The following is a 21,871-nucleotide window of genomic DNA, read 5'->3' as shown; positions in this document are numbered from 1 at the left end:
CAGCCATAATCACCCTGTATGAATCATGGCTACCCTTACTTTTGAGGCTCTATGCGCTTTAAACGGGATAGTACACATCATGAAAGACGTTCGGGAGTTGGTAACGTTGTATAGCTTTGTGGGTTCTCACAACCCCTACTGGCGTTTGTCAGAGGAGTGTAACATCCTGCATTTCTCTATTGACGAAACGGCCGCAGCAGAACAAACCATCGAATTATCACCGGAACAAGCCGATCGCATTCGGGAAATGACAGTGATTACATCCAGTCTGCTGATGACCCTTCCCATCGATACGGATGACATTCCCGTGCACCTTGTCGGGCGAAAAATTAATAAACGTGAATGGGCTGGTAGCGCATCAGCTTGGGACGACACCCCATCTGTAGCACGCGATCTGGCACAAGGATTATCCTTTGCCGAACAGGTCGTATCGGAAGCCAATTCAGTTATCGTGATACTTGACCGACAGGGTAACATTCAACGTTTTAATCGGTTATGCGAAGAATACACCGGACTAAGAGAACGTGAAGTGATCGGGCAAAGCGTCTTCACGCTGTTTATGAGCCGTCGTGAAGCTGCGGCATCAAGACGCAATATTGACGTTTTTTTTCGTGAAGGCAACTCGTATGAAGTCGAGCGCTGGGTTAACACCTGTAAGGGTCAGCGCCTGTTCCTGTTTCGTAATAAATTTGTGCATAACGGCAGCGGTAAGAACGAAATATTTCTGATCTGTTCCGGGACCGATATTACCGAAGAACGGCGCGCCCAGGAGCGACTTCGCGTGTTGGCGAACACCGACTCCATCACTGGGTTACCCAACCGTAACGCCATTCATGAGTTGATTAGCGAAGCGATTGATAACGCGGGCGACACGCAGGTCGGCATTATTTATCTCGACCTCGATAACTTCAAAAAGGTCAACGATGCCTACGGGCATATGTTTGGCGACCAGCTTTTACAGAGTGTCTCGCTGGCCATCCTAAGTTGCCTCGAAGATAACCAGTTACTGGCGCGCTTCGGTGGTGATGAGTTTATCGTCCTCGCGACGGGAACCTCCCAGGGGGCGCTGGAGGCCACGGCCTCGCGCATTCTGACCCGTCTGCGGCTACCGTTCCGCATTGGCCTGATTGAAGTGTATACCGGCTGTTCTATCGGCATTTCCCTGGCACCCCAGCATGGTAATGACAGCGAAAACGTCATTCGCAACGCGGATACCGCCATGTATACCGCCAAAGAAGGCGGACGTGGGCAGTTTTGCGTGTTCTCCCCTGAAATGAATCAGCGGGTGTTCGAGTATCTGTGGCTGGATACCAACCTGCGTAAGGCGCTGGAAAACGATCAGTTGCTGATCCACTACCAGCCCAAAATAACCTGGCGGGGTGAAGTCCGCAGCCTGGAGGCGCTGGTCCGCTGGCAGTCGCCAGAGCGTGGGTTAATTCCGCCGCTGGAATTTATTTCTTACGCCGAAGAATCAGGGCTTATCGTCCCGCTGGGGCGCTGGGTGATTCTGGACGTTGTGCGCCAGGTGGCGAAGTGGCGCGATAAGGGAATCAATCTGCGCGTGGCGGTAAACGTCTCGGCGCGTCAACTGGCCGATCAAACACTGTTCACCGATCTGAAGCAGGTTCTCCACGATCTGAATTTTGAGTATTGCCCCATTGACGTCGAGTTAACAGAAAGCAGTTTAATTGAGAATGAACAGCTAGCACTGTCCGTTATTCAGCAGTTTAGTCAGCTTGGCGCCCAGATCCATTTGGATGATTTTGGCACAGGATACTCTTCACTTTCCCAGCTTGCCCGCTTCCCGCTCGATGCGATTAAACTGGACCAGACCTTCGTCAGGGATATCCACAAACAATCAATTTCACAGTCGCTGGTACGCGCCATTGTTGCGGTGGCGCAAGCGCTAAATCTACAGGTGATTGCTGAAGGCGTGGAAAGTGCGAAAGAGGATGCCTTTCTGACCAAGAATGGTGTCAATGAGCGTCAGGGATTTTTGTTCGCTAAGCCAATGCCAGCTGCCGCGTTTGAACGTTGGTATAAGCGACATCTGAATAAAAAAATGCGCTAACCATGCAGGAATACTCGTCGAGAAATAGCGAAGAATGTACATTCCGTGACTATCGTATCTGTCTGTAATCACGGAATATATAATATTCTCCGATCATGTCGGTTAATACTATTTTTCCCTTCTCTTTTGTGATGATTTTCTGCATCATGAAATTCTAAATTTTTTGACACCAGGATGATGACCATGTCTGATATCGACGCAAAACGACTGGCCGAACGCATTGATACCGTACTGGATATCCTTGTTGCAGGTGACTCTCATTCAGCCATCCACAATCTCGAAATCCTCAAGGCTGAACTGTTAAGCACGGTCAACGAAGAAACAGCGCCAGTGTCAAAAAAACACAAAGCCCCGTGGGAGATCTGACGGCTTTGTACTTGTTATGTGGTTGCTGATATCAGACTGCTGATAACGTAACCTCCGTTTAATGTCCGATACGATACCGCTATAAAAATTAATACTATGAATTCCCGACAACAATCTATTTTGCAGATGGTGACCGATAAAGGCCAGATGAGCGTATCTGAGCTTGCCAAAATCACCGGTGTCTCTGAAGTGACGATTCGACAGGATCTGAACACGCTGGAAAAACAGAGTTATTTACGCCGTGCGCATGGTTTCGCAGTGTCACTGAATAGCGACGATGTTGAAACGCGTATGATGACCAACTTCACCCTGAAACGTGAACTGGCTGAGTTTGCCGCCTCACTGGTCAATCCTGGTGAATCCGTATTTATTGAAAACGGTAGCAGTAATGCACTGCTGGCCAGAACGCTGGCGGAACAAAAAGACGTCACTATCATTACGGTCAGCAGCTATATCGCTCACCTGCTGAAAGAAACACCCTGCGAAGTAATCCTCCTCGGCGGGATCTATCAGAAAAAAAGCGAAAGCATGGTTGGGCCATTAACGCGTCAGTTTATCCAGCAGGTTCACTTTAGTAAGGCTTTTATTGGAATCGATGGCTGGCAGCCTGAAACCGGCTTCACCGGCCGTGACATGATGCGTTCAGACGTGGTCAATGCAGTGCTGGAAAAAGGCTCAGAGGTGATTGTGCTCACCGACAGCTCGAAGTTTGACGCCATTCATCCGTACACACTAGGTCCGTTGGAGCGATTCAATCGTGTCGTCACTGATGCAAAACTCAGCGCCAGCGTGCAAATGCAACTAGAGCATTCAGGACTAATCGTTAACATCATCGATACCCACGCATAATACATCACCAGATGATTTGTCTGTCGGCAAATCATCTTCTCTCTGAGACTTATCCGACCGTCCAATTAAGACTTTTTACCTGTTGTTAACAGGGTAATGTCGTAAAATTAATGTTAGCGATATAACAGGAACACACTCTCATCAACAGATGATTGATGGTCATGCCCTGCGCTAAACGGTTTCACGGAAATACCTTTAATGACCTTAATTTCACGCTATCATTAAAGAGACTGGATTCCGTGAATCAATCATTCAGGAGAAAGTATTATGTTAGTAACGAGCAAAAAAATGACCGCTGCCATTCTGGCGATTACTCTGGCTATGTCTTTGAGTGCCTGCTCTAACTGGTCTAAACAAGACCGCAACACCGCCATTGGTGCGGGTGCAGGTGCCATTGGTGGTGCAGTCCTGACGGACGGCAGTACGCTGGGTACGCTGGGTGGTGCTGCAGTAGGTGGTATTATCGGCCACCAGGTGGGTAAATAATCTACGGTTGACCGGCTCGATATAATAATACGTTTACTTTTTCGCGACCGTACTATTTACATTACTAATAATAAAGCCACGAATATTTTCGTGGCTTTTTTTATTAGCCGCCAGCCAGTTTAACTTTCAAGCCTTTGGCTTCCAGCAAGGATTTAATCAGGTCGCGTTTATCGCCTTGTATTTCAATGACGCCCTCTTTCACGGCCCCACCACAGCCACATTTTTTCTTTAACTCGGCTGCTAATTTGGTTAGCTCTGAGTCGTCCAGATCAATACCGGTAATCAGGCAAACGCCCTTTCCTTTTCGACCGCTGGTCTGGCGTTGAATTCGCACAATACCATCGCCTTTTGGACGTTCTGTCACCGCTTTAGGTTCGTCAATTCGTCCGGACTCAGTCGAGTAGACCAGACGAGAGTTAGCGTCGCTCATTTACGCTCCTCGTTTCAGTGAGGTGTTGATCGCCTTCAGCGTCTGGGCCGGATCCGCCGACTGCGTGACCGGACGACCAATCACCATATAATCCACACCCGCTGACAGTGCCTGCTGTGGCGTCATAATGCGGCGCTGATCGCCCGCTTCACTGCCTTCAGGACGAATACCAGGCGTTACCAGCTTAAACGCCTGACCAAACTCTTGTTTGAATCGTACCGCTTCCTGTGCAGAACAGACAACGCCGTCCAGCCCGCAGTTTTGCGTTAACCGTGCCAGTCTTTCTGCATGCTCCGCAGGTGACAACGTCACTCCCAGATCGGCAAGGTCGCTGGCTTCCATGCTGGTCAGCACCGTCACGGCAATTAACAACGGCGCATCGTTACCAAATGGTACCAAGGCTTCACGAGCCGCCGTCATCATCCGTGCCCCACCCGAAGCATGAACGTTAACCATCCACACGCCAAGGTCTGCCGCAGCCGCTACGGCATGTGCCGTGGTATTGGGGATGTCGTGGAATTTCAGGTCCAGAAATACGTCAAATCCACGCTGTTGCAGGTCGCGCACCAATTGAGGTCCAAAAAGCGTGAACATCTCTTTGCCCACTTTCAAACGGCAATCACGGGGATCAATTCTGTCGACAAATGCCAATGCTTTATCGCGATTATTGTAGTCCAGAGCGACAACGACAGGAGAATCAGTAACAGCACGGGGAGAAGATGAAGCAGTAAACGTCATAACCAGACCTTCCTGAAGATGGGCACCTTTCGGCACAAAATGGGTAAACGGCGTGCATTCTACCTGTGGTCATAGGAAATTAACAGATTCGATTACATCACTGCCTGGCGATGTGGCACGGAGGCTAAATGTGCAGGATGTTATTAAACAATAAGGATGTTGTAACTAAAGTCGGTATTTTTTTAATTACAAACCGTCAAGACCGCGAATTGGCTTAATGGTTGACCATGAACGGCACGATGGGCAATGCCAGTACAGCGTGTAGGCGGTAAATCCGCATTTCTGGCAGCGGTAGCGCGGCTTACTGCGAACCTGTTCGCCGACCATATCCCGTAACACCATCAGACTCTCTTTAGCACGCCCTTCCTCGGCCTCATTGAGGTGATAGTCCATTAGTTTGTGGAAGACGCGCATCGTCGGATGACGCTGCAACTGACGGGTGATATAAACCTGCGCGGTATCGCTGCCCTCACGCGCTTCGAGGATATCCGCCAACATCAGCTCAGCGGCGGCACCGGTATTTTCCTCAACGGCGCGGCGTAAGAACTCCGCCCATTCATCGTTCTTACCAAGTTGCTGGTAGCAACTCTGTAGCATGTCCAGCGTTTCGCTGACCAGCTCTTTGTCCTGGGAAATTACGCGCTGCAGGCTTTCGACCGCCTTCGCATAGTCCCCTTTCATCATGTACACGCGTCCCATCATGATGGAAACCCGCGCACTGTTTTTGTCGGCGGCAGCCCCTTTTTTTAACAACGTCATGGCGCGGTCCATGTCGTCGCTGCCCAGTTGCTGAAGGGCCAGTTCGCAGTAGAAGTGTGCGATCTCAATTCGCTGCTTATCTTTACCGAGCTTCACCAGGCGTTCCGCAACGTCAATGGCTTTTTGCCACTCACTGGTTGCCTGATAGATCTGCAACAGCTGTTGCAACGCACCCACGCGGAAATCGGTTTCATCGGTAAGCTGATTGAACATGTCTTCAGCGCGGTCATACAGACCTGCGGCCATGTAATCGCGACCGAGTTGTTGAACCGCCAGCAAACGCTGTTCGTAGGTCAATGACGCACTTTCCATCAACGTTTGATGGATGCGGATAGCGCGATCGACTTCACCGCGCGAGCGGAACAGGTTTCCGAGGGTGAGATGAGCCTCAACGGTGCCGGTATCCTCTTTCAACATATCGAGGAACAGATCCACCGCTTTATCTTGTTGGTTGCTCAGAAGGAAGTTAACCCCGGCGACATAGTCACGCGACAGACGGTTAGCTTCGTCCTGTTTTGTTTGTTGCGCACTTCTGCGACCCATATACCACCCATAGGCAGCGGCTACAGGTAACAGCAGAAACAACAACTCCAGCATAAATAATTATTCCTTCACAACCGACGAATCGGCAGAAACCGCAACGTCGGTCGCAGGCGCAAGCTGGTTTTCCAGTCGTTTGATTTTACGTTCGGCACGCACAAGAGACACGCGAACCCTCAGCCAGAAAAGGCCGCAAATTAACCAACCAATCGCAAATCCTGCAGCAAACAACACGGCAAGCAGCGTAGAAATACGATATTCACCTTGGGCCAGCAGGTAGTTAAACGTTACCTGTTGATCGTTTTGCGCACCTAATGTCACCGAAATAACAAAAATCGCCAACACCAGTAAGAAAATGAGTAAATATTTCACATTACTTCCCGTTATGTGGTTTGAGCGAATAAATCGTGTACAACTTACCGCGTTGAGCCCTTTAAATTACCATTTTCACGACGAGTGCGAAATGGAAAAGCGCTTTAGTCTTTATGATTTAAGGGCAAAACACGAAAAATCAATCACGGTCAGCTTTCTTGTTCACGCTGCGCGATTTCTTGTTGCTCCTGAACCGGCGGTGTTAATGGCCCACAGACCCGTTGTGCAAGCCATGTCGCCAACGTAACCAGCAGCCATGATATCAACGTCGCCACGACTAAATCTCGCGGCCAGTGCATGCCCAGTAACAAACGACTGCCCATTACACCCGTCGCCCAGACCAGCAAGAAAACAATCGTCAGCGTACGTCTACGCGGCCATAATAGCCCCACGGCCAGTAACGCCCAACTGGCGGCAAACATCGTATGACCAGAGGGAAATGCGAAACCCGTCTCTTTTTGCCAGTGTTTACGTAAAAAGGTCGGGATATCCTGCTGTCCTGATAATTGCTCTTTGACTAAGTGTCCGCGCTCTTTACGCTTTAAAGTGTAGAACTCATCAACAGGGACATGGTGCGTTTTTTCCAGCCAAACCACAAAAGGTCGTGGCTCCTGCACCCTTTCTTTTACCCATGACTTGACCCCCTGGCCGATCAAAATTGCCGCGGCAAGGATGGCGAACAGCATCATCGCGGCTTTCAGACGAAATCTCAGACACCACAAAAACCACACACACAGGGACACATGAGTAATGATTCCCCAGGGTTGCGTCACCGTTTCCGTTATCCAGTATAAGGATTTTAACCACCAGACATTGTTCCCTGGCTGCCAACTCCAGCCAGACACCCACATGGACACTGGCATAATCAACAACAGAACAGCACCTACGGCGGTTCGCTTTGCGATAGAAAGCATTGCATCTCCTTTCGTCGATAAGTCTCACAATCATAACTGAAAAAATTGCGCGCCGGGAAAATTGACAATTTTGTGCCATTGCAAATACGAATGCGCTGTCGCCATTAGGCGAACGCCGTCGCCTTATGGCAAAATAGTGCCATACAGAAGCCAATAGGCGACGGCACGGCGAGTGCCAGCGTAATCTGGAGAAATACATGCAGCTTAAACGTGTGGCAGAAGCCAAACTGCCAACCCCTTGGGGTGATTTCCTGATGGTGGGATTTGAAGAACTGGCAACCGGGCACGATCATGTCGCGCTGGTATTTGGCGATATTTCGGGTCAAACACCGGTCCTGGCACGCGTCCATTCCGAATGTCTGACTGGCGATGCGCTTTTCAGCCTGCGTTGCGATTGCGGTTTCCAACTGGAAGCCGCGCTCACGCACATTGCTGAAGAGGGACGCGGTATCCTGCTTTACCATCGTCAGGAAGGTCGCAACATCGGCCTGCTGAATAAGATCCGCGCCTATGCGTTGCAAGATCAAGGCTACGATACCGTTGAAGCCAACCACCAGTTAGGTTTTGCTGCCGATGAGCGCGACTTCACCCTGTGCGCAGATATGTTTAAGCTGCTGGGCGTAGATGCAGTACGACTGCTGACCAATAATCCGAAGAAAGTTGAGATTCTGACCGAAGCTGGGATCAATATTGTCGAACGCGTGCCGCTGATCGTGGGCCGGAACCCGAAAAATGCGCATTATCTGGATACCAAAGCCGCCAAAATGGGCCATTTATTGAGCGAATAATCGCCCGGTAATTGCACATGCACCTGCCCCATGAAAAGCCTGCTTACGCAGGCTTTTTCACTTTTTACTTCAGCATATTACGAATCACATAGTGCAAAATACCGTCGTTCTGGTAGTAGGTTAACTCCGTCGCAGTATCGATACGACAGCGGCACATAATCACCTCTTTGCTGCCATCTGCGCGCATCATATTCACCGCAATTGTGGCGCCCGGTTGAATTGTTTGTAAATCCGTAATATCAATCACTTCCTCACCGGTGAGTCCCAACGTTTTACGCGTCACCCCTTGCGGGAACTCCAGCGGCAGGATCCCCATACCAATCAGGTTGGAACGGTGAATTCGCTCAAACGATTCTGCGATGACCACGCGAATACCCAGTAAACGTGGGCCTTTCGCTGCCCAGTCGCGACTGGAGCCTGATCCGTATTCCTTACCGGCAATCACCGCCAGCGGCACGCTCTCCTGCTGATAACGCATGGCCGCATCGTAAATGGCTACCACTTCCGTCCCCGGTAAATGGCGAGTCATCCCGCCTTCAATTCCCGGCACCATTTCATTGCGGATACGAATGTTGGCAAAAGTACCTCGCATCATCACTTCATGATTTCCACGTCGTGAACCATAGGAGTTAAAATCCCGGCGTTCAACGCCGTGGCTCTGCAAATAGCGTCCTGCCGGGCTGTCCGCCTTAATGCTGCCAGCGGGGGAAATATGATCTGTGGTCACCGAGTCACCCAGCATCGCCAATATACGCGCCCCATGAATATCGTTTACCGGAGCCGGCGTAGCCTGCATGCCCTCGAAGAACGGTGACAGGCGAATATAGGTCGAGTCAGACTGCCAGCCGTAGGTGTCGACACGATCAACATTGATCGATTTCCATTCCGGCGTGCCTTCAAACACTTCCGCATACTCTTTGTGGAACATCTCCGTGGATACCTGCTCGACGGCGCGGGCAATTTCCCGTGCAGAAGGCCAGATATCTTTCAGATATACGGGGTCACCTTTTTTATCGTGCCCGAGCGGATCTTTGGTCAGGTTAATGTTCATATTGCCCGCCAGCGCGTAAGCGACCACCAGTGGCGGAGAGGCCAGCCAGTTCGTTTTCACTAACGGATGAATGCGTCCTTCAAAGTTACGGTTACCGGAAAGTACCGCCCCCACCGTCAGGTCACCTTTTTTAATCGCCGTTTCAATAGGATCGGGTAACGGCCCAGAGTTACCAATACAGGTGGTACAACCATAGCCAACCAGATTGAACCCCAGTTCATCAAGGTACGGGGTCAGCCGGGCCTGCGCCAGATAGTCAGACACCACTTTTGATCCCGGTGCTAGCGAGGCTTTGACCCATGGTTGACGTTTCAGACCAAGAGTGACCGCTTTTTTCGCCAGTAAGCCCGCCGCCATCAGCACGCTCGGGTTTGAGGTGTTGGTACAGGAGGTAATAGCCGCAATCACCACCGCACCGTCTGGCAGCTGGTATTGATGACCGTTCAGAACATAGTCGACCGGCTGACTGTCTTTGTGCGAACTGTTCAGCTCAAGCTCATTGCTTGCCGCAAATGCTTTCGGGACATCCCCCAGCGCGACGCGATCCTGCGGACGCTTCGGTCCGGCCAGGCTGGCTTCCACATCGGCCATGTCCAGTTCCAGTGAACTGGTAAAGATCGGCGCATCGCCCGTATTACGCCACATTCCCTGCGCTTTGGCGTAGGACTCAACCAGCTCAACTTGCTCTTCGCTGCGACCGCTCAGGCGCATGTATTCGAGCGTGACGCCATCAATGGGGAAGAAACCGCAGGTCGCACCATACTCCGGTGCCATATTGGCAATGGTGGCACGGTCTGCCAGCGGCAGCGTGTCGAGGCCATCACCATAGAATTCAACAAATTTACCGACCACACCGTGCTTACGCAGCATCTGGGTCACGGTCAGGACCAGATCGGTGGCGGTGATCCCCTCACGTAGTTTTCCATCCAGCTTGAAGCCAACGACATCCGGGATCAGCATTGAGACCGGTTGCCCCAGCATCGCGGCTTCTGCTTCAATTCCGCCCACGCCCCACCCCAGTACACCAAGGCCGTTAATCATCGTAGTGTGGGAGTCGGTACCAACCAGCGTGTCCGGGTAAGCCACCCACTCGCCATCCTGCAATTCACTCCACACCGCTTTTCCCAGGTATTCGAGGTTAACCTGGTGGCAGATCCCCGTCCCCGGCGGTACAACGCTGAAGCGGCTGAATGCCTGCTGCCCCCATTTCAGAAACACATAGCGCTCGTGGTTACGCTCCATTTCCAGGCGAACGTTCTCTTCGAACGCATCATCATCACCGAAGTGGTCTACCGTCACCGAGTGGTCAATCACCAGATCAACAGGTGAAAGCGGGTTCACTTTAGCCGTATCACCGCCGAGGCGTTTAACCGCTTCGCGCATGGCCGCCAGATCGACCACCGCCGGAACGCCGGTAAAATCCTGCATCAGTACACGGGCGGGTCGATAGGCAATCTCGCGATCGGCATGGGCATTGTCCAGCCATCGAGCCAGAGAATGAATATCTTCTTCAGTAACTGAATCACCGTCCTGCCAGCGCAGCAGGTTTTCCAGCAAGACTTTTAGCGATTTGGGTAGACGGGTGATATCACCCAATGATTTGGCAGCCAGCGGCAAACTGTAGTAGCGGTAGGTTTTATCTTTAACCTGCAATGTGTCCTTACTGGCTTCGCGTAGGGTCGACGACATAGCTCCTCCTTAAATGACAGGGTGGCATCCCCTGACTTTTCTCAGGGTTAGTATTAAAGATAACACAAACAAAATGTAACGCTTTGATAACAACTCAAATTGATAAAAGCGGAGAAGCATAAATGGCGATACAAGGGGATTACGGCGTGAAGGTGGAATTACGTCATTCACTCTTCAATACGGTGAACTAATTCTAATGAAGATATAGCCAAAATAATTAGAGCGGCATGAAGGCGGCAAGTGAGTGAATCGCCAGGAGCATAGATAACTATGTGACTGGGGTGAACGAACGGAAATAACGCACATGCTGCTTTAAGTATGACGGCTATAAAACGCGGGTTAATTATTGTTTCTGTTCTTCATCTTCATCAAATAGATCAATAAAAGCCTGCTGTGCCGGGGAAAGTTGCCACGCGTCAGGAATATTCTTTCTACATTCAGTAGTCGCATCCTGCGCTGGCTCATTGTCTTGCTGAGAAGGTGTAGACGTGGGTTGCTGCTGTTGCACGGACATGACTAACTCCACACATTCCAAACCACGAGCGCAACAACAATCCAGAACAGGACTGAACCGAGAAAGACCGTGAACCATGCTTTACGTTTCAGCGCGGGATCCCGGCGTGCTGGCTGGTTTCCAGAAGGCATCGCTAACCTCATACTATCGAAATCACTTATCATATTGGCACCAAACGATTGGTACAATTAATCATCAGATAAGAGAAATCCTAAAGAAAAAGGCGTGAAAAAGCCAGTTAATTTTCGAATCCTGGGCCGTGAATAAATCAATTGTTTGATCCGATTTAAATATTTGACAGGGTTTTGAGCAGATTTTCTAATTTAAAACTACTTTGGCGAACATTCTCCTTAAATAATATGCGGTTAATGTAACTAATTCAGATTTGCCCGTCGGTAGCGTTTTTCATACTGAGATACCGACGAGCGCTGGCCCGTTATTATTTTTCCGGCAATTTAATATCTTTAAACATTGCTTCAATGTCATCGTTAGAACGTAACGCGACCGCCGTATCCACTACATCGCGCGTCAGATGCGGCGCAAAACGCTGAATAAAATCATACATGTAACTGCGCAGGAACGTACTACGACGAAAACCGATTTTGGTGGTGCTATGGCTAAAGACATCATGCGCATCAACCCGTACCAAATCCGGATCGGAAATCGGATCGACCGCCATGCTGGCAATCACGCCCACGCCCAGTCCGAGTCGCACATAGGTTTTAATAACATCCGCGTCGGTCGCGGTAAAGACAATACGCGGCTCCAGACCCGCGCGGTTAAACGCGGTGTCGAGTTCTGAACGTCCGGTAAAGCCAAAGGTGTACGTCACCAGCGGGTATTGCGCCAGTTCTTCAATCGACACGGAGGATTTACCCGCCAGCGGATGGTCCGGCGTGACAACAATCGAACGATTCCAGTGGTAGCACGGCAGCATCACCAGATCGTCGTACAGGTGCAGCGCTTCGGTTGCAATGGCAAAATCTGCGTTGCCTTTCGACACGGCTTCCGCAATTTGGGTCGGCGAGCCCTGATGCATATGCAAAGAGACGCGAGGATAACGCTCAATAAAGCCTTTAATCACGTTAGGCAGCGCATAGCGCGCCTGGGTGTGGGTGGTCGCAATATACAGCGAGCCTTTGTCCGGCCAGGTATGTTCACCGGCAACCGACTTAATGGCATCTACCTTAGACAGAACTTCGCGCGCAATACGAATGACTTCCTGCCCTGCCGGGGTAACCTGCGTAAGGTGTTTACCGCTACGGGCAAAAATCTGGATACCCAGTTCGTCTTCCAGCATACGAACTTGCTTACTGATACCCGGTTGAGAGGTATAGAGCCCTTCGGCCGTTGAGGAGACATTAAGGTTGTGGTTAACCACCTCAACAATATAGCGAAGTTGCTGTAATTTCATGTTAGACCATCCAGATTAGCGGCATCAGACCATCGTTTATGAGCAGGCTGAATCGCGCTGCTAATACGATTTAATAATAAAAAGTTTGTTAACTATAACCACTATATCATTTTAATCAGAGCTGTATAGATACCGTCACCTATAAAAAAGGGCCGCTTACGCGACCCTTTAAGGCGATGTCAAACTGTCGGGCTGTTACTTCTTGCCTTCTACCCATTTACCGTCAACAAAGAATGCAGACCAGCCGGTCGCCTTACCGTCTTTCTCGGCAGACACATACTGCTGCTTGGTTTTACGGCTAAAACGCACCATCGCTTTGTTGCCATCCGGATCGGTCTGCGGCGCATCGGCAAGGTAGCGCAGTTTTTCCGGCAGACGATCGCGGAAGCGGTACAGCTCTTCCACTAACGGCGCACGCGTCTCACGCGATTTCGGGAAGGTATTCGCCGCCAGGAAGATACCTGCTGCGCCATCACGTAACACGAAATACGCGTCCGATTTTTCACACGGCAATTCCGGCAGTGGAACCGGATCTTCCTTCGGTGGCGCAACTTCGCCATTACGCAGGATCTTACGGGTGTTTTTACACTCGTCGTTAGTACACGCCATGTATTTACCGAAACGCCCCATTTTCAGGTGCATTTCAGAACCACATTTCTCGCACTCGACGATCGGACCGTCGTAGCCCTTGATGCGGAACTCGCCTTCTTCGATTTCGTAACCGTCGCAAGTTGGGTTGTTACCACACACATGCAGCTTACGTTTTGGATCGATGAGGTAGCTGTCCATCGCCGTGCCACACTTCTGGCAACGGCGCTTCGCGCGTAACGCGTTAGTTTCCGCGTCATCGCCTTCCAGCACGTTCAGCACTTCGTTTTCCGGCACCAGGTTAATGGTGGTTTTGCAGCGCTCTTTTGGTGGCAGCGCGTAACCGGAACAACCGAGGAATACACCGGTACTGGCGGTACGGATACCCATCTGACGACTACAGGTTGGACAGTCGATGCTGGTCAGAACCATCTGGTTCGGACGCATACCGCCCTCTTCAGGATCTTTCTCGGCTTTATCGAGTTGCTGAGTAAAATCACTGAAGAAGTTGTCGAGCACGCCCTTCCATTCGGCTTCGTGTTTCGCCACCTGGTCGAGACTGTTTTCCATCTGCGCGGTGAAATCGTAGTTCATCAATTCGCGGAAGTTTTCTTCCAGGCGGTCGGTGACGATTTCACCCATTTTTTCTGCGTAGAAACGACGGTTCTCAACACGGACATAGCCGCGATCCTGAATCGTAGAGATGATCGACGCATAGGTAGATGGACGACCGATACCGCGCTTTTCAAGCTCTTTAACCAGTGACGCTTCGCTGAAGCGCGCAGGCGGTTTGGTAAAGTGCTGTGCGGGGGTCAGTTCAACCAATGTCAGCACATCGCCTTTATCCACCGCCGGTAAGATACGATCTTCATCGCCTTTACGCAGGGCTGGCATGACCTTAGTCCAGCCATCAAACCGCAGAATACGACCGCGCGCCTTCAGGCGGTAATCACCTGCGCCAACGGTCAGCGTGGTGGAGTCATATTTAGCTGGCGTCATCTGACAGGCGACAAACTGACGCCAGATCAGCTGATACAGTTTTTGCGCATCAGCTTCCATATCTTTCAGCGATTCAGCCAGTACGGCGACGTCTGAAGGACGGATGGCTTCGTGCGCTTCCTGCGAGTTTTCTTTACTGGCGTACTGGTTTGCGCTCTCCGGCAAATACTTTTTACCAAAGTTTTCGCCGATGTAATCGCGGACCATAGAAACCGCATCCTGGCTCAGGTTGGTTGAGTCAGTACGCATATAGGTGATGTAGCCCGCTTCATACAAGCGTTGCGCCATCATCATGGTTTTCTTCACGCCAAAGCCCAAACGGGTGCTGGCAGCCTGTTGCAACGTAGAGGTGATGAACGGCGCGCCAGGTTTGCTGCTGGTCGGCTTATCTTCACGCTCCAGCACGCTGTAACGTGCTTTTTCCAGCAGGCTTACCGCAGCAAGTGTCTGTTCGCGGTTAACCGGACGGAACGGCTTCTCGTTGTGGTGCGTGACTTCCAGTGGCAGCGCCTCACCGGAAGGCGTCGTGGTGCTGGCATCTATTTCCCAGAATTCTTCCGGAACGAATGCCTTGATCTCACGTTCACGCTCTACAACCAGGCGCACGGCGACCGACTGTACGCGACCGGCAGACAGGCCACGAGCAATCTTTTTCCACAGCAGCGGCGACACCATATAGCCCACAACGCGGTCCATAAAGCGGCGTGCCTGTTGCGCATTGACACGGTCGATGTTCAGTTCGCCCGGCTTTTCAAACGCTTGCTGAATGGCATTTTTGGTAATTTCATTAAACACCACGCGACTGTAGCGGGTGTCGTCGCCCCCGATCACTTCCCGCAGGTGCCATGCAATGGCTTCCCCTTCGCGGTCAAGGTCAGTTGCGAGATAGATGTGGTCGGCCTTTTCAGCCAATTGTTTCAGTTCAGAGACGACCTTCTCTTTACCGGGCAGCACTTCATAGCGCGCATCCCAGTTGTGCCACGGGTCAACCCCCATACGGTTGACGAGAGCGCCACGTTCATCCTTTTTGGGCTTTTTAGCCGTTTTGGTGGCGGTTGAGTCGGCGCTCTTTTTAGTTGCTGAGCCACTGGTCGGCAAATCACGGATATGACCGACGCTGGATTTCACCACGTAGTCATTACCCAGATATTTGTTGATCGTTTTGGCTTTTGCCGGGGACTCAACGATGACAAGAGCTTTACCCATATTCACCTTTACCTAATTTGATTCTTCCAGGAATGCGTCGCGCGTTGATTCACCTTCCACTGGCGACGAGACATCGATATGGTCTCTGCGTCGGCGGATATCAACCCTGGTACCGGTCGCGGGTTCGTAATGTAACTCCCATCTAACTGAGTTAACAGGATTTTTTTCACGAATTCGCTAAAGCACGACGGAATATTGGTCGAATGTCAAGCAAATCTGTTGCCAGATTGACGAAAGCGTCACACTGTACCTGATAAAATGCGTTACGCAACTTTATTAGCATGCAAAAACAAATCTCGCCAGTAGGCACACTATCGTAAGACCCGCTCTTTTATCAGGGAATATTTGCCCATAAGGCGGGCTCGGCGTAGACTAATGTCCTTGTTTAAGGAGTAAATAATGCATAAAGACACTCAACCCATCGATCGCGAAACTCTGCTGATTGAAGCCAACAAAATCATTCGTGAGCATGAGGACACGCTGGCGGGGATTGTCGCCACCGGCGTCACACAGCGTAATGGCGTGCTGGTTTTCAGCGGAGATTACTTTTTAGATGAACAAGGGCTTCCTACGCCAAAAAGCACCGCAGTGTTTAATATGTTTAAACACCTGGCGCATGTCCTTTCTGAAAAGTATCACCTGATCGATTAATACAAGAAATGATTTGCCGGATGGCGGCTCCGCCTTATCCGGCCTACGATGCGACGATCCTGTAGGCCGGATAAGATGCTTTAGCATCGCCATCCGGCAATGACAATTTTACATCAACGGTTTTTGACCACGCTGCCACCAGCGCAGCAGCAAGCGATCCGCACTTTCCGCTGCACTACCAGTGAAACGGTCCATCAGTTTTTTGCGCTGCAGATAGCGTACGTTAAGCACTTCGCGACCCTCCATCAAACTCAGGATCACCTCATCGCTGGTATTGATTTCATCCACCAGCCCATTTTCCAGCGCCTGTTGACCGAACCAGTGTTCCCCAGTGGCAACCTGTTCAATGTCCAGAGTCGGACGCATGCGGTGCACAAAATCTTTAAACAGATGATGCGTTTCGTTCAGGTCTTCGCGGAATTTCTGACGCCCCTCTTCCGTGTTCTCACCAAGCAGCGTCAGCGTCCGTTTGTATTGCCCGGCAGTGTGCAACTCAATATCAATGTCTTTGCCTTTCAGGAAACGGTTAAAGTTAGGGATCTGCGCCACCACGCCAATTGAGCCCACAATAGCAAACGGTGCCGAAACAATTTTATCTGCCACGCAGGCCATCATGTATCCGCCGCTGGCGGCAACTTTATCGACCGTCACCGTTAATGGGATCTGCTTATCGCGCAGACGCTGCAATTGTGATGCCGCCAGCCCATAGCCATGCACCACACCGCCGGGGCTTTCCAGGCGAATAACCACCTGATCTTGTGGTTTTACTACCGCCAGTACCGCCGTCACCTCTTCACGCAGCGCGCTGACTTCATGGGCATCCATACTGCCTTTAAAATCAAGCACCCAGACACGCGGTTTACCCGACGATGTATTCTCTCCCAATTTTGCTTTGGCTTTGGCCGCCTTCGCGTCCAGCTTGTGCTTTTTTTTCTGCGCTTTATGCCAGAGCTTTTGTTGGTGGCTGTCCAGTAAAGACATCGCCAGGTCTTCTTTCATCTCTTTATATTGTTCACTGAGATTAATGACCCGGAGTTCACCGCGCTGACGCTTGCGTTGTGTCGCATTAACGATCAGCATAACAATCACCGCAATCGCCACTACCACTGTGACGATTTTTGCCAAAAACAGCCCATATTCAGACAACAATTCCACGAATCCCACCTTGGTTAAACAACGCAACTTTCGCTCAGTGTACAACAGGTGTGTTAACCCGTCTTGCTTCATCCATCCGCATGGTAATCGGTAAAAAGCATGACAAAGTGTTCATTTTACGGTGTTATTACCTTTGGCTGATTGAAAAATAGCAGGGTTTAAGGCATAAAACCGACAAGTTCTAGAAAACGGGATGGCCAGAGCGTCGCCGAGGAGTAACCGTGCATTACCAACCCAAACAAGATCTGTTACAGGATCGCATTATTCTGGTCACCGGAGCCAGCGATGGCATCGGTCGAGAAGCTGCGCTGACCTATGCCCGCTACGGTGCAACCGTGATTCTGCTCGGGCGCAATGAAGAAAAACTTCGTCAGGTCGCCCAGGCCGTTTCCGCAGAAAACGGCGTGCCCGCGCAGTGGTTTACGCTGGATCTGCTGACCTGTACTTCCACTGAGTGCCATGAACTGGCGCAGCGAATCAACGCCCATTACCCGCGTCTGGATGGCGTGTTGCATAATGCCGGGTTACTGGGTGAAATCGGTCCGATGATCGAACAAACTCCGCAGGTCTGGCAGGAGGTCATGCAGGTAAACGTCAATGCCACCTTTATGCTGACCCAGGCGCTGCTCCCTTTGTTGCTTAAGTCTGATTCTGGATCGTTGGTCTTTACCTCATCCAGCGTTGGTCGTCAGGGACGCGCCAACTGGGGGGCCTATGCAACCTCGAAGTTTGCCACCGAAGGCATGATGCAGGTGCTGGCAGACGAGTATCAAAACCATCATTTGCGCGTAAACTGTATTAATCCTGGCGGCACGCGTACCGGCATGCGTGCCAGCGCATTCCCGACAGAAGATCCACAAAAATTAAAAACACCCGCCGACATTATGCCGCTGTACCTGTGGCTGATGGGCGACGACAGCCGGCGTAAAACCGGTATGACCTTCGACGCCCAACCGGGCCGTAAACCAGGAATTGCCCAATGAGTGAAGAACGCTATCAGCAGCGCCAGCAGCGCGTAAAAGACCGTGTTGACGCACGCGTTGCCGCCGCAAAGGACGAGCGCGGTATCATCATCGTCTTTACCGGCAACGGTAAAGGGAAAACCACCGCCGCATTTGGTACCGCCACGCGCGCGGTCGGTCACGGTAAAAAAGTCGGCGTGGTGCAGTTCATTAAAGGCACGTGGCCCAACGGCGAACGAAACTTACTGGAACCCCACGGCGTGGAGTTTCAGGTCATGGCGACAGGATTTACCTGGGAGACGCAAAACCGAGATTCTGACACCGCTGCCTGTCTGGCCGTGTGGGAGCACGGTAAACGGATGCTGGCCGATCCTGAGCTGGATATGGTGGTGCTGGATGAGTTGACGTACATGGTGGCGTATGACTATCTACCGCTGGAAGAGGTGCTCGACGCCTTAAGCGCGCGCCCTTCTCACCAGACAGTGATTATCACTGGTCGAGGATGCCATCGCGATATTTTGGAATTAGCTGATACGGTCAGCGAGTTGCGCCCGGTCAAGCACGCCTTTGAGGCGGGGGTGAAAGCCCAAATAGGGATCGATTATTGAGTGTAGGCCGGATAAGGCGTTTGCGCCGCATCCGGCTCCACGCTAACGCCTGATGGCGTTTTGCTTATCAGGCCTACTCATGATTAACCGTTGTTGTTACGACCGCCCGGACGACGGCTACCGCCGACCTGGGTGTGACGTTTAACTGCACGGCGGATCTGGTTCGCTTTCATGCGACGACGGTCTTTCTCAACAGCAACCTTCGAGCTGGTTTCCGGCTGCAGTTCCACCAGTTGACGCAGATAGTTTGTCTGGGCGAGATCAAGCTCCGTCCAGCCACCACGCGGCAGACCTTTCGGCAGCGGAATATCACCGTAACGTACGCGGATCAAACGGCTCACCTGCACGCCAACGGCTTCCCAGAGGCGACGCACTTCGCGGTTGCGCCCTTCGGTCAAGGTGACGTTATACCACTGGTTAATCCCTTCACCACCGCTGAACTTGATGGTTTTAAATGCGGCCGGACCATCTTCGAGTTGCACGCCACGGCTCAGGTCACGCAGTTTCGTTTCATCCACCTGACCAAACACACGCACCGCGTATTCACGCTCAACTTCACGGCTCGGGTGCATCAGACGGTTCGCCAGTTCACCATCGGTGGTGAACAGCAGTAAACCACAGGTATTCACGTCCAGACGCCCCACCGCAATCCAGCGCGCATCGCGCAGTTTTGGTAGACGGTCAAAGACGGTCGGACGACCTTCCGGGTCATTACGGGTACACAATTCACCTTCCGGCTTGTAATACGCCAGAACGCGGCAGATTTGTTCCGCAGATTCTTTAACCGAAATCAGATGACCGTCGATACGGATTTTCAGACCCGGTGTTACGTCAACGCGATCGCCAAGCGTGGCAATTTTGCCGTCAACGCTCACGCGACCTGCTGCAATAATGGTTTCAATTTCACGGCGAGAACCGTGGCCAGCGCGCGCCAGCACTTTTTGTAACTTTTCGCTCATAGAGCTTCCTTTAGGTGTCGCCTTCACAGGCGTCGAACAGGAGAATCAACGGCGCCAGTTAGCACCATTTTAAGGCCGCGTAGTATACCGAGTTGCGCCCTTATAAGAAAGGTTTAACGTCGCCGACGCCTTCACGCAACACCACCGGCGAGTCATCGGTTAAATCGATAACCGTGGTGGGCTGTTGACCGAGATACCCGCCGTGGATAATCAAATCCACCTGCTTCTCCAGACGATCTTTAATCTCTTCCGGATCGGACTCGGTAAATTCGCTACCCGGCAGCATCAGCGATGTTGAGAGCATGGGCTCGCCCAACGCTTCCAGCAACGCCAGCGCAATCGGATTGGACGGTACGCGCAGACCGATGGTTTTACGTTTTTCCTGCAGCAACCTGCGCGGCACTTCTTTCGTCCCTTTCAGGATGAAGGTGTAGTTGCCCGGCGTATTGTTTTTAATTAAACGAAAAGCAACGTTGTCCACGAACGAATACGTCGACAGTTCGGACAGGTCACGGCACATCAACGTGAAGTTGTGTCCATCAGGCAAATGACGGATACGGCAAATACGCTCCATCGCCCCTTTGTCTTCGATTTTGCAGCCCAACGCATAGCCGGAATCAGTGGGATAAACGATCACCCCACCTTTACGCACAATTTCAACGGCCTGATTGATCAGGCGTTGCTGTGGGTTATCAGGATGGATATAAAAAAACTGACTCATACTTTCCTCTCAGTGGTCTCGGGCTGTTCCCAAAGCTGCCAGACGCCTTCAACGCCTGCGGGCAACCAGAGCTTACGACCCAATTCAATCCACGGGCACGGCTGATGAAAATCAGATCCTTGTGATGCCCACAGCTGATGCTGACGCGCCAGCGTCGCCAGATGGGTACGCTCATTGGGAGACTGTTGACACTGTGCCACTTCCATCGCGTCACCGTGATGTTCGGCAAACCAGGCAACCAGTCTTTTCAGCCACTTAGCGCTAAGATCGTACCGACCAGGATGAGCCAGTACCGCCTTACCGCCAGAATGATGAATGACATCAATAGCTTGTTCTATTGTACACCACTGTGGCGGAACGTAACCGGTTTTCCCGCGGGCAAGGTATTTTTTAAACACGTCAGCCATGGTCGTGGCTTTGCCACTCTCAACCAGGAAACGCGCAAAATGGCCTCTCGTGACGGCCCCGCCGTCAGCCAGACGTAACGCGCCTTCCCACGCGCCCGGGATATGTGCTTTGTCCAGTCGCTCAGCAATTAGCTGCGCACGCAGCTGACGACGCGCGGTTTGTTCTGCCAGAAACGCACGCATCATGGGGTGGTCGATATCGATATTCAGGCCGACGATATGGATCTCGTGGTTTTCCCAGACCGTGGAAATTTCAACGCCCGCTATCAACTTCAACGCTAAACCTGAACGTGAAATTTCTTCTCTTGCCGCCGGAATCGCTGCCGTGGTGTCATGATCGGTAATCGCCAATGTCCCGACTCGCATCTCTACCGCACGGTGTACCAATGCTTCAGGTGTCAATCGTCCATCGGACGCCGTTGTATGACTGTGCAGGTCGTAAATCACTGCGTAATTCGTGTCGCTCAAGGCGGCTCCCGTTTCAATAAATGTCGTATCACGCTCATCATAGCGTTTTAGACAAATTTACTGAAATCAGGTGTTGACTTTATTCCATTGAACTAGTTAACTAGTACGCAAGTTCACATGAAGAAAGAAGGTATCTGAGATGAAAGCAACATATGTCCTGCACGGT

At 51.5% G+C, this 21,871-nt stretch carries 22 protein-coding genes and 1 other annotated feature (1 of these 23 cut by a window edge); of the genes, 8 read left to right on the top strand and 14 right to left on the bottom strand.

Annotated elements, in window-relative coordinates; genetic code table 11:
• The first annotated feature begins 79 nt into the window (after window positions 1–79).
• From pdeR to osmB, 4 genes are all read left to right on the top strand, one after another.
• Window positions 80–2,071, top strand: a complete 1,992-nt coding sequence (gene pdeR, locus AC3ITF_RS09785; protein WP_115258330.1) for a cyclic di-GMP phosphodiesterase — start codon at window positions 80–82, stop codon at window positions 2,069–2,071.
• 183 nt (window positions 2,072–2,254) lie between these two features.
• The gene (locus tag AC3ITF_RS09780) at window positions 2,255–2,437 is read left to right on the top strand and encodes a YciZ family protein (RefSeq protein WP_117342884.1); all 183 of its coding nucleotides are present in this window, start codon (window positions 2,255–2,257) and stop codon (window positions 2,435–2,437) included.
• A 96-nt stretch (window positions 2,438–2,533) separates the two neighbouring features.
• The gene (gene yciT, locus AC3ITF_RS09775) at window positions 2,534–3,286 is read left to right on the top strand and encodes a DNA-binding transcriptional regulator YciT (protein WP_117342885.1); all 753 of its coding nucleotides are present in this window, start codon (window positions 2,534–2,536) and stop codon (window positions 3,284–3,286) included.
• 267 nt (window positions 3,287–3,553) lie between these two features.
• Window positions 3,554–3,772, top strand: coding sequence for an osmotically-inducible lipoprotein OsmB (gene osmB, locus AC3ITF_RS09770; RefSeq protein ID WP_096756834.1), 219 nt, complete (start codon window positions 3,554–3,556; stop codon window positions 3,770–3,772).
• Window positions 3,773–3,875: 103 nt separating this feature from the next.
• On the opposite strand, the gene yciH is transcribed toward osmB, so the two are convergent.
• The 5 genes from yciH to pgpB all read right to left on the bottom strand — a co-directional run bounded on the left by yciH (window position 3,876) and on the right by pgpB (window position 7,525).
• Complete coding sequence (gene yciH / locus AC3ITF_RS09765) at window positions 3,876–4,202, bottom strand: stress response translation initiation inhibitor YciH (protein ID WP_135911919.1); 327 nt, start codon at window positions 4,200–4,202, stop codon at window positions 3,876–3,878.
• The gene (gene pyrF, locus AC3ITF_RS09760; RefSeq protein WP_115258326.1) at window positions 4,203–4,940 is read right to left on the bottom strand and encodes an orotidine-5'-phosphate decarboxylase; all 738 of its coding nucleotides are present in this window, start codon (window positions 4,938–4,940) and stop codon (window positions 4,203–4,205) included.
• 186 nt (window positions 4,941–5,126) lie between these two features.
• On the bottom strand, window positions 5,127–6,296 hold the full coding sequence (gene lapB, locus AC3ITF_RS09755) for a lipopolysaccharide assembly protein LapB (protein ID WP_096756831.1): 1,170 nt from the start codon (window positions 6,294–6,296) through the stop codon (window positions 5,127–5,129).
• Between the two features lie 6 nt (window positions 6,297–6,302).
• Window positions 6,303–6,611 (bottom strand): LapA family protein, encoded by a 309-nt coding sequence (locus AC3ITF_RS09750; protein WP_096756830.1) that lies wholly within the window; start codon window positions 6,609–6,611, stop codon window positions 6,303–6,305.
• 149 nt (window positions 6,612–6,760) lie between these two features.
• Entirely contained in the window at window positions 6,761–7,525 is a 765-nt protein-coding gene (pgpB, locus tag AC3ITF_RS09745; protein ID WP_115258324.1) for a phosphatidylglycerophosphatase B, read from the bottom strand.
• A gap of 197 nt (window positions 7,526–7,722) precedes the next feature.
• On the opposite strand from pgpB, the gene ribA reads away from it, so the two are divergent.
• Window positions 7,723–8,313, top strand: a complete 591-nt coding sequence (gene ribA, locus AC3ITF_RS09740; RefSeq protein WP_096756827.1) for a GTP cyclohydrolase II — start codon at window positions 7,723–7,725, stop codon at window positions 8,311–8,313.
• A gap of 64 nt (window positions 8,314–8,377) precedes the next feature.
• Here the strand turns inward: ribA and acnA are convergent, their stop codons facing one another.
• The 5 genes from acnA to topA form a co-directional block, all read right to left on the bottom strand.
• A complete protein-coding gene (gene acnA / locus AC3ITF_RS09735; protein WP_115258323.1) occupies window positions 8,378–11,053 on the bottom strand; it encodes an aconitate hydratase AcnA in 2,676 nt (891 codons plus the stop codon).
• Between the two features lie 343 nt (window positions 11,054–11,396).
• The gene (locus AC3ITF_RS09730; RefSeq protein WP_168246952.1) at window positions 11,397–11,567 is read right to left on the bottom strand and encodes a hypothetical protein; all 171 of its coding nucleotides are present in this window, start codon (window positions 11,565–11,567) and stop codon (window positions 11,397–11,399) included.
• A gap of 2 nt (window positions 11,568–11,569) precedes the next feature.
• On the bottom strand, window positions 11,570–11,710 hold the full coding sequence (locus AC3ITF_RS09725) for a YmiA family putative membrane protein (protein ID WP_213083822.1): 141 nt from the start codon (window positions 11,708–11,710) through the stop codon (window positions 11,570–11,572).
• 296 nt (window positions 11,711–12,006) lie between these two features.
• The gene (cysB, locus tag AC3ITF_RS09720; RefSeq protein WP_115258322.1) at window positions 12,007–12,981 is read right to left on the bottom strand and encodes an HTH-type transcriptional regulator CysB; all 975 of its coding nucleotides are present in this window, start codon (window positions 12,979–12,981) and stop codon (window positions 12,007–12,009) included.
• Window positions 12,982–13,176: 195 nt separating this feature from the next.
• Window positions 13,177–15,774 (bottom strand): type I DNA topoisomerase, encoded by a 2,598-nt coding sequence (topA, locus tag AC3ITF_RS09715; protein WP_174360916.1) that lies wholly within the window; start codon window positions 15,772–15,774, stop codon window positions 13,177–13,179.
• 399 nt (window positions 15,775–16,173) lie between these two features.
• Here topA and AC3ITF_RS09710 point away from each other — a divergent pair, with 399 nt between their 5' ends.
• Window positions 16,174–16,425: a YciN family protein gene (locus AC3ITF_RS09710; RefSeq protein WP_003020616.1), complete on the top strand. Its 252-nt coding sequence runs from the start codon at window positions 16,174–16,176 to the stop codon at window positions 16,423–16,425.
• A 108-nt stretch (window positions 16,426–16,533) separates the two neighbouring features.
• Here AC3ITF_RS09710 and sohB read toward each other — a convergent pair whose 3' ends face one another.
• Entirely contained in the window at window positions 16,534–17,580 is a 1,047-nt protein-coding gene (sohB, locus tag AC3ITF_RS09705) for a protease SohB (RefSeq protein ID WP_174360917.1), read from the bottom strand.
• Window positions 17,581–17,801: 221 nt separating this feature from the next.
• Here sohB and AC3ITF_RS09700 point away from each other — a divergent pair, with 221 nt between their 5' ends.
• Complete coding sequence (locus AC3ITF_RS09700; RefSeq protein ID WP_174360918.1) at window positions 17,802–18,563, top strand: YciK family oxidoreductase; 762 nt, start codon at window positions 17,802–17,804, stop codon at window positions 18,561–18,563.
• The gene (gene cobO, locus AC3ITF_RS09695) at window positions 18,560–19,150 is read left to right on the top strand and encodes a cob(I)yrinic acid a,c-diamide adenosyltransferase (RefSeq protein ID WP_096756819.1); all 591 of its coding nucleotides are present in this window, start codon (window positions 18,560–18,562) and stop codon (window positions 19,148–19,150) included. The genes AC3ITF_RS09700 and cobO overlap by 4 nt, the downstream gene beginning before the upstream one ends.
• A gap of 83 nt (window positions 19,151–19,233) precedes the next feature.
• Here cobO and rluB read toward each other — a convergent pair whose 3' ends face one another.
• The 3 genes from rluB to rnm all read right to left on the bottom strand — a co-directional run bounded on the left by rluB (window position 19,234) and on the right by rnm (window position 21,705).
• The gene (gene rluB, locus AC3ITF_RS09690) at window positions 19,234–20,109 is read right to left on the bottom strand and encodes a 23S rRNA pseudouridine(2605) synthase RluB (RefSeq protein WP_096756818.1); all 876 of its coding nucleotides are present in this window, start codon (window positions 20,107–20,109) and stop codon (window positions 19,234–19,236) included.
• Between the two features lie 100 nt (window positions 20,110–20,209).
• Window positions 20,210–20,830 (bottom strand): L-threonylcarbamoyladenylate synthase, encoded by a 621-nt coding sequence (locus AC3ITF_RS09685; RefSeq protein WP_096756817.1) that lies wholly within the window; start codon window positions 20,828–20,830, stop codon window positions 20,210–20,212.
• Window positions 20,827–21,705, bottom strand: coding sequence for an RNase RNM (gene rnm / locus AC3ITF_RS09680; protein WP_115258317.1), 879 nt, complete (start codon window positions 21,703–21,705; stop codon window positions 20,827–20,829). Before rnm ends, AC3ITF_RS09685 begins: the two co-directional genes overlap by 4 nt.
• Window positions 21,706–21,865: 160 nt before the next feature.
• Window positions 21,866–21,871 (top strand) — a sequence feature (Trp leader region); it runs 89 nt beyond the window's last position.

The organism is Citrobacter sp. KH_055_1, assembly GCF_057838705.1.
Note: the sequence above shows the minus strand (reverse complement) of the source record. Positions and strands in the feature narration are given on the sequence as shown.

Coding starts and splice junctions, on each gene's coding strand:
- AC3ITF_RS09780 (WP_117342884.1), top strand. CDS start 2,255: ATGTCTGATATCGACGCAAAACGACTGGCCGAACGCATTGATACCGTA.
- topA (WP_174360916.1), bottom strand. CDS start 15,774: ATGGGTAAAGCTCTTGTCATCGTTGAGTCCCCGGCAAAAGCCAAAACG.
- yciH (WP_135911919.1), bottom strand. CDS start 4,202: ATGAGCGACGCTAACTCTCGTCTGGTCTACTCGACTGAGTCCGGACGA.
- ribA (WP_096756827.1), top strand. CDS start 7,723: ATGCAGCTTAAACGTGTGGCAGAAGCCAAACTGCCAACCCCTTGGGGT.
- yciT (WP_117342885.1), top strand. CDS start 2,534: ATGAATTCCCGACAACAATCTATTTTGCAGATGGTGACCGATAAAGGC.
- AC3ITF_RS09725 (WP_213083822.1), bottom strand. CDS start 11,710: ATGAGGTTAGCGATGCCTTCTGGAAACCAGCCAGCACGCCGGGATCCC.
- pdeR (WP_115258330.1), top strand. CDS start 80: ATGAAAGACGTTCGGGAGTTGGTAACGTTGTATAGCTTTGTGGGTTCT.
- lapB (WP_096756831.1), bottom strand. CDS start 6,296: ATGCTGGAGTTGTTGTTTCTGCTGTTACCTGTAGCCGCTGCCTATGGG.
- AC3ITF_RS09710 (WP_003020616.1), top strand. CDS start 16,174: ATGCATAAAGACACTCAACCCATCGATCGCGAAACTCTGCTGATTGAA.
- AC3ITF_RS09730 (WP_168246952.1), bottom strand. CDS start 11,567: ATGTCCGTGCAACAGCAGCAACCCACGTCTACACCTTCTCAGCAAGAC.
- acnA (WP_115258323.1), bottom strand. CDS start 11,053: ATGTCGTCGACCCTACGCGAAGCCAGTAAGGACACATTGCAGGTTAAA.
- osmB (WP_096756834.1), top strand. CDS start 3,554: ATGTTAGTAACGAGCAAAAAAATGACCGCTGCCATTCTGGCGATTACT.
- pgpB (WP_115258324.1), bottom strand. CDS start 7,525: ATGCTTTCTATCGCAAAGCGAACCGCCGTAGGTGCTGTTCTGTTGTTG.
- cysB (WP_115258322.1), bottom strand. CDS start 12,981: ATGAAATTACAGCAACTTCGCTATATTGTTGAGGTGGTTAACCACAAC.
- pyrF (WP_115258326.1), bottom strand. CDS start 4,940: ATGACGTTTACTGCTTCATCTTCTCCCCGTGCTGTTACTGATTCTCCT.
- cobO (WP_096756819.1), top strand. CDS start 18,560: ATGAGTGAAGAACGCTATCAGCAGCGCCAGCAGCGCGTAAAAGACCGT.
- rluB (WP_096756818.1), bottom strand. CDS start 20,109: ATGAGCGAAAAGTTACAAAAAGTGCTGGCGCGCGCTGGCCACGGTTCT.
- AC3ITF_RS09685 (WP_096756817.1), bottom strand. CDS start 20,830: ATGAGTCAGTTTTTTTATATCCATCCTGATAACCCACAGCAACGCCTG.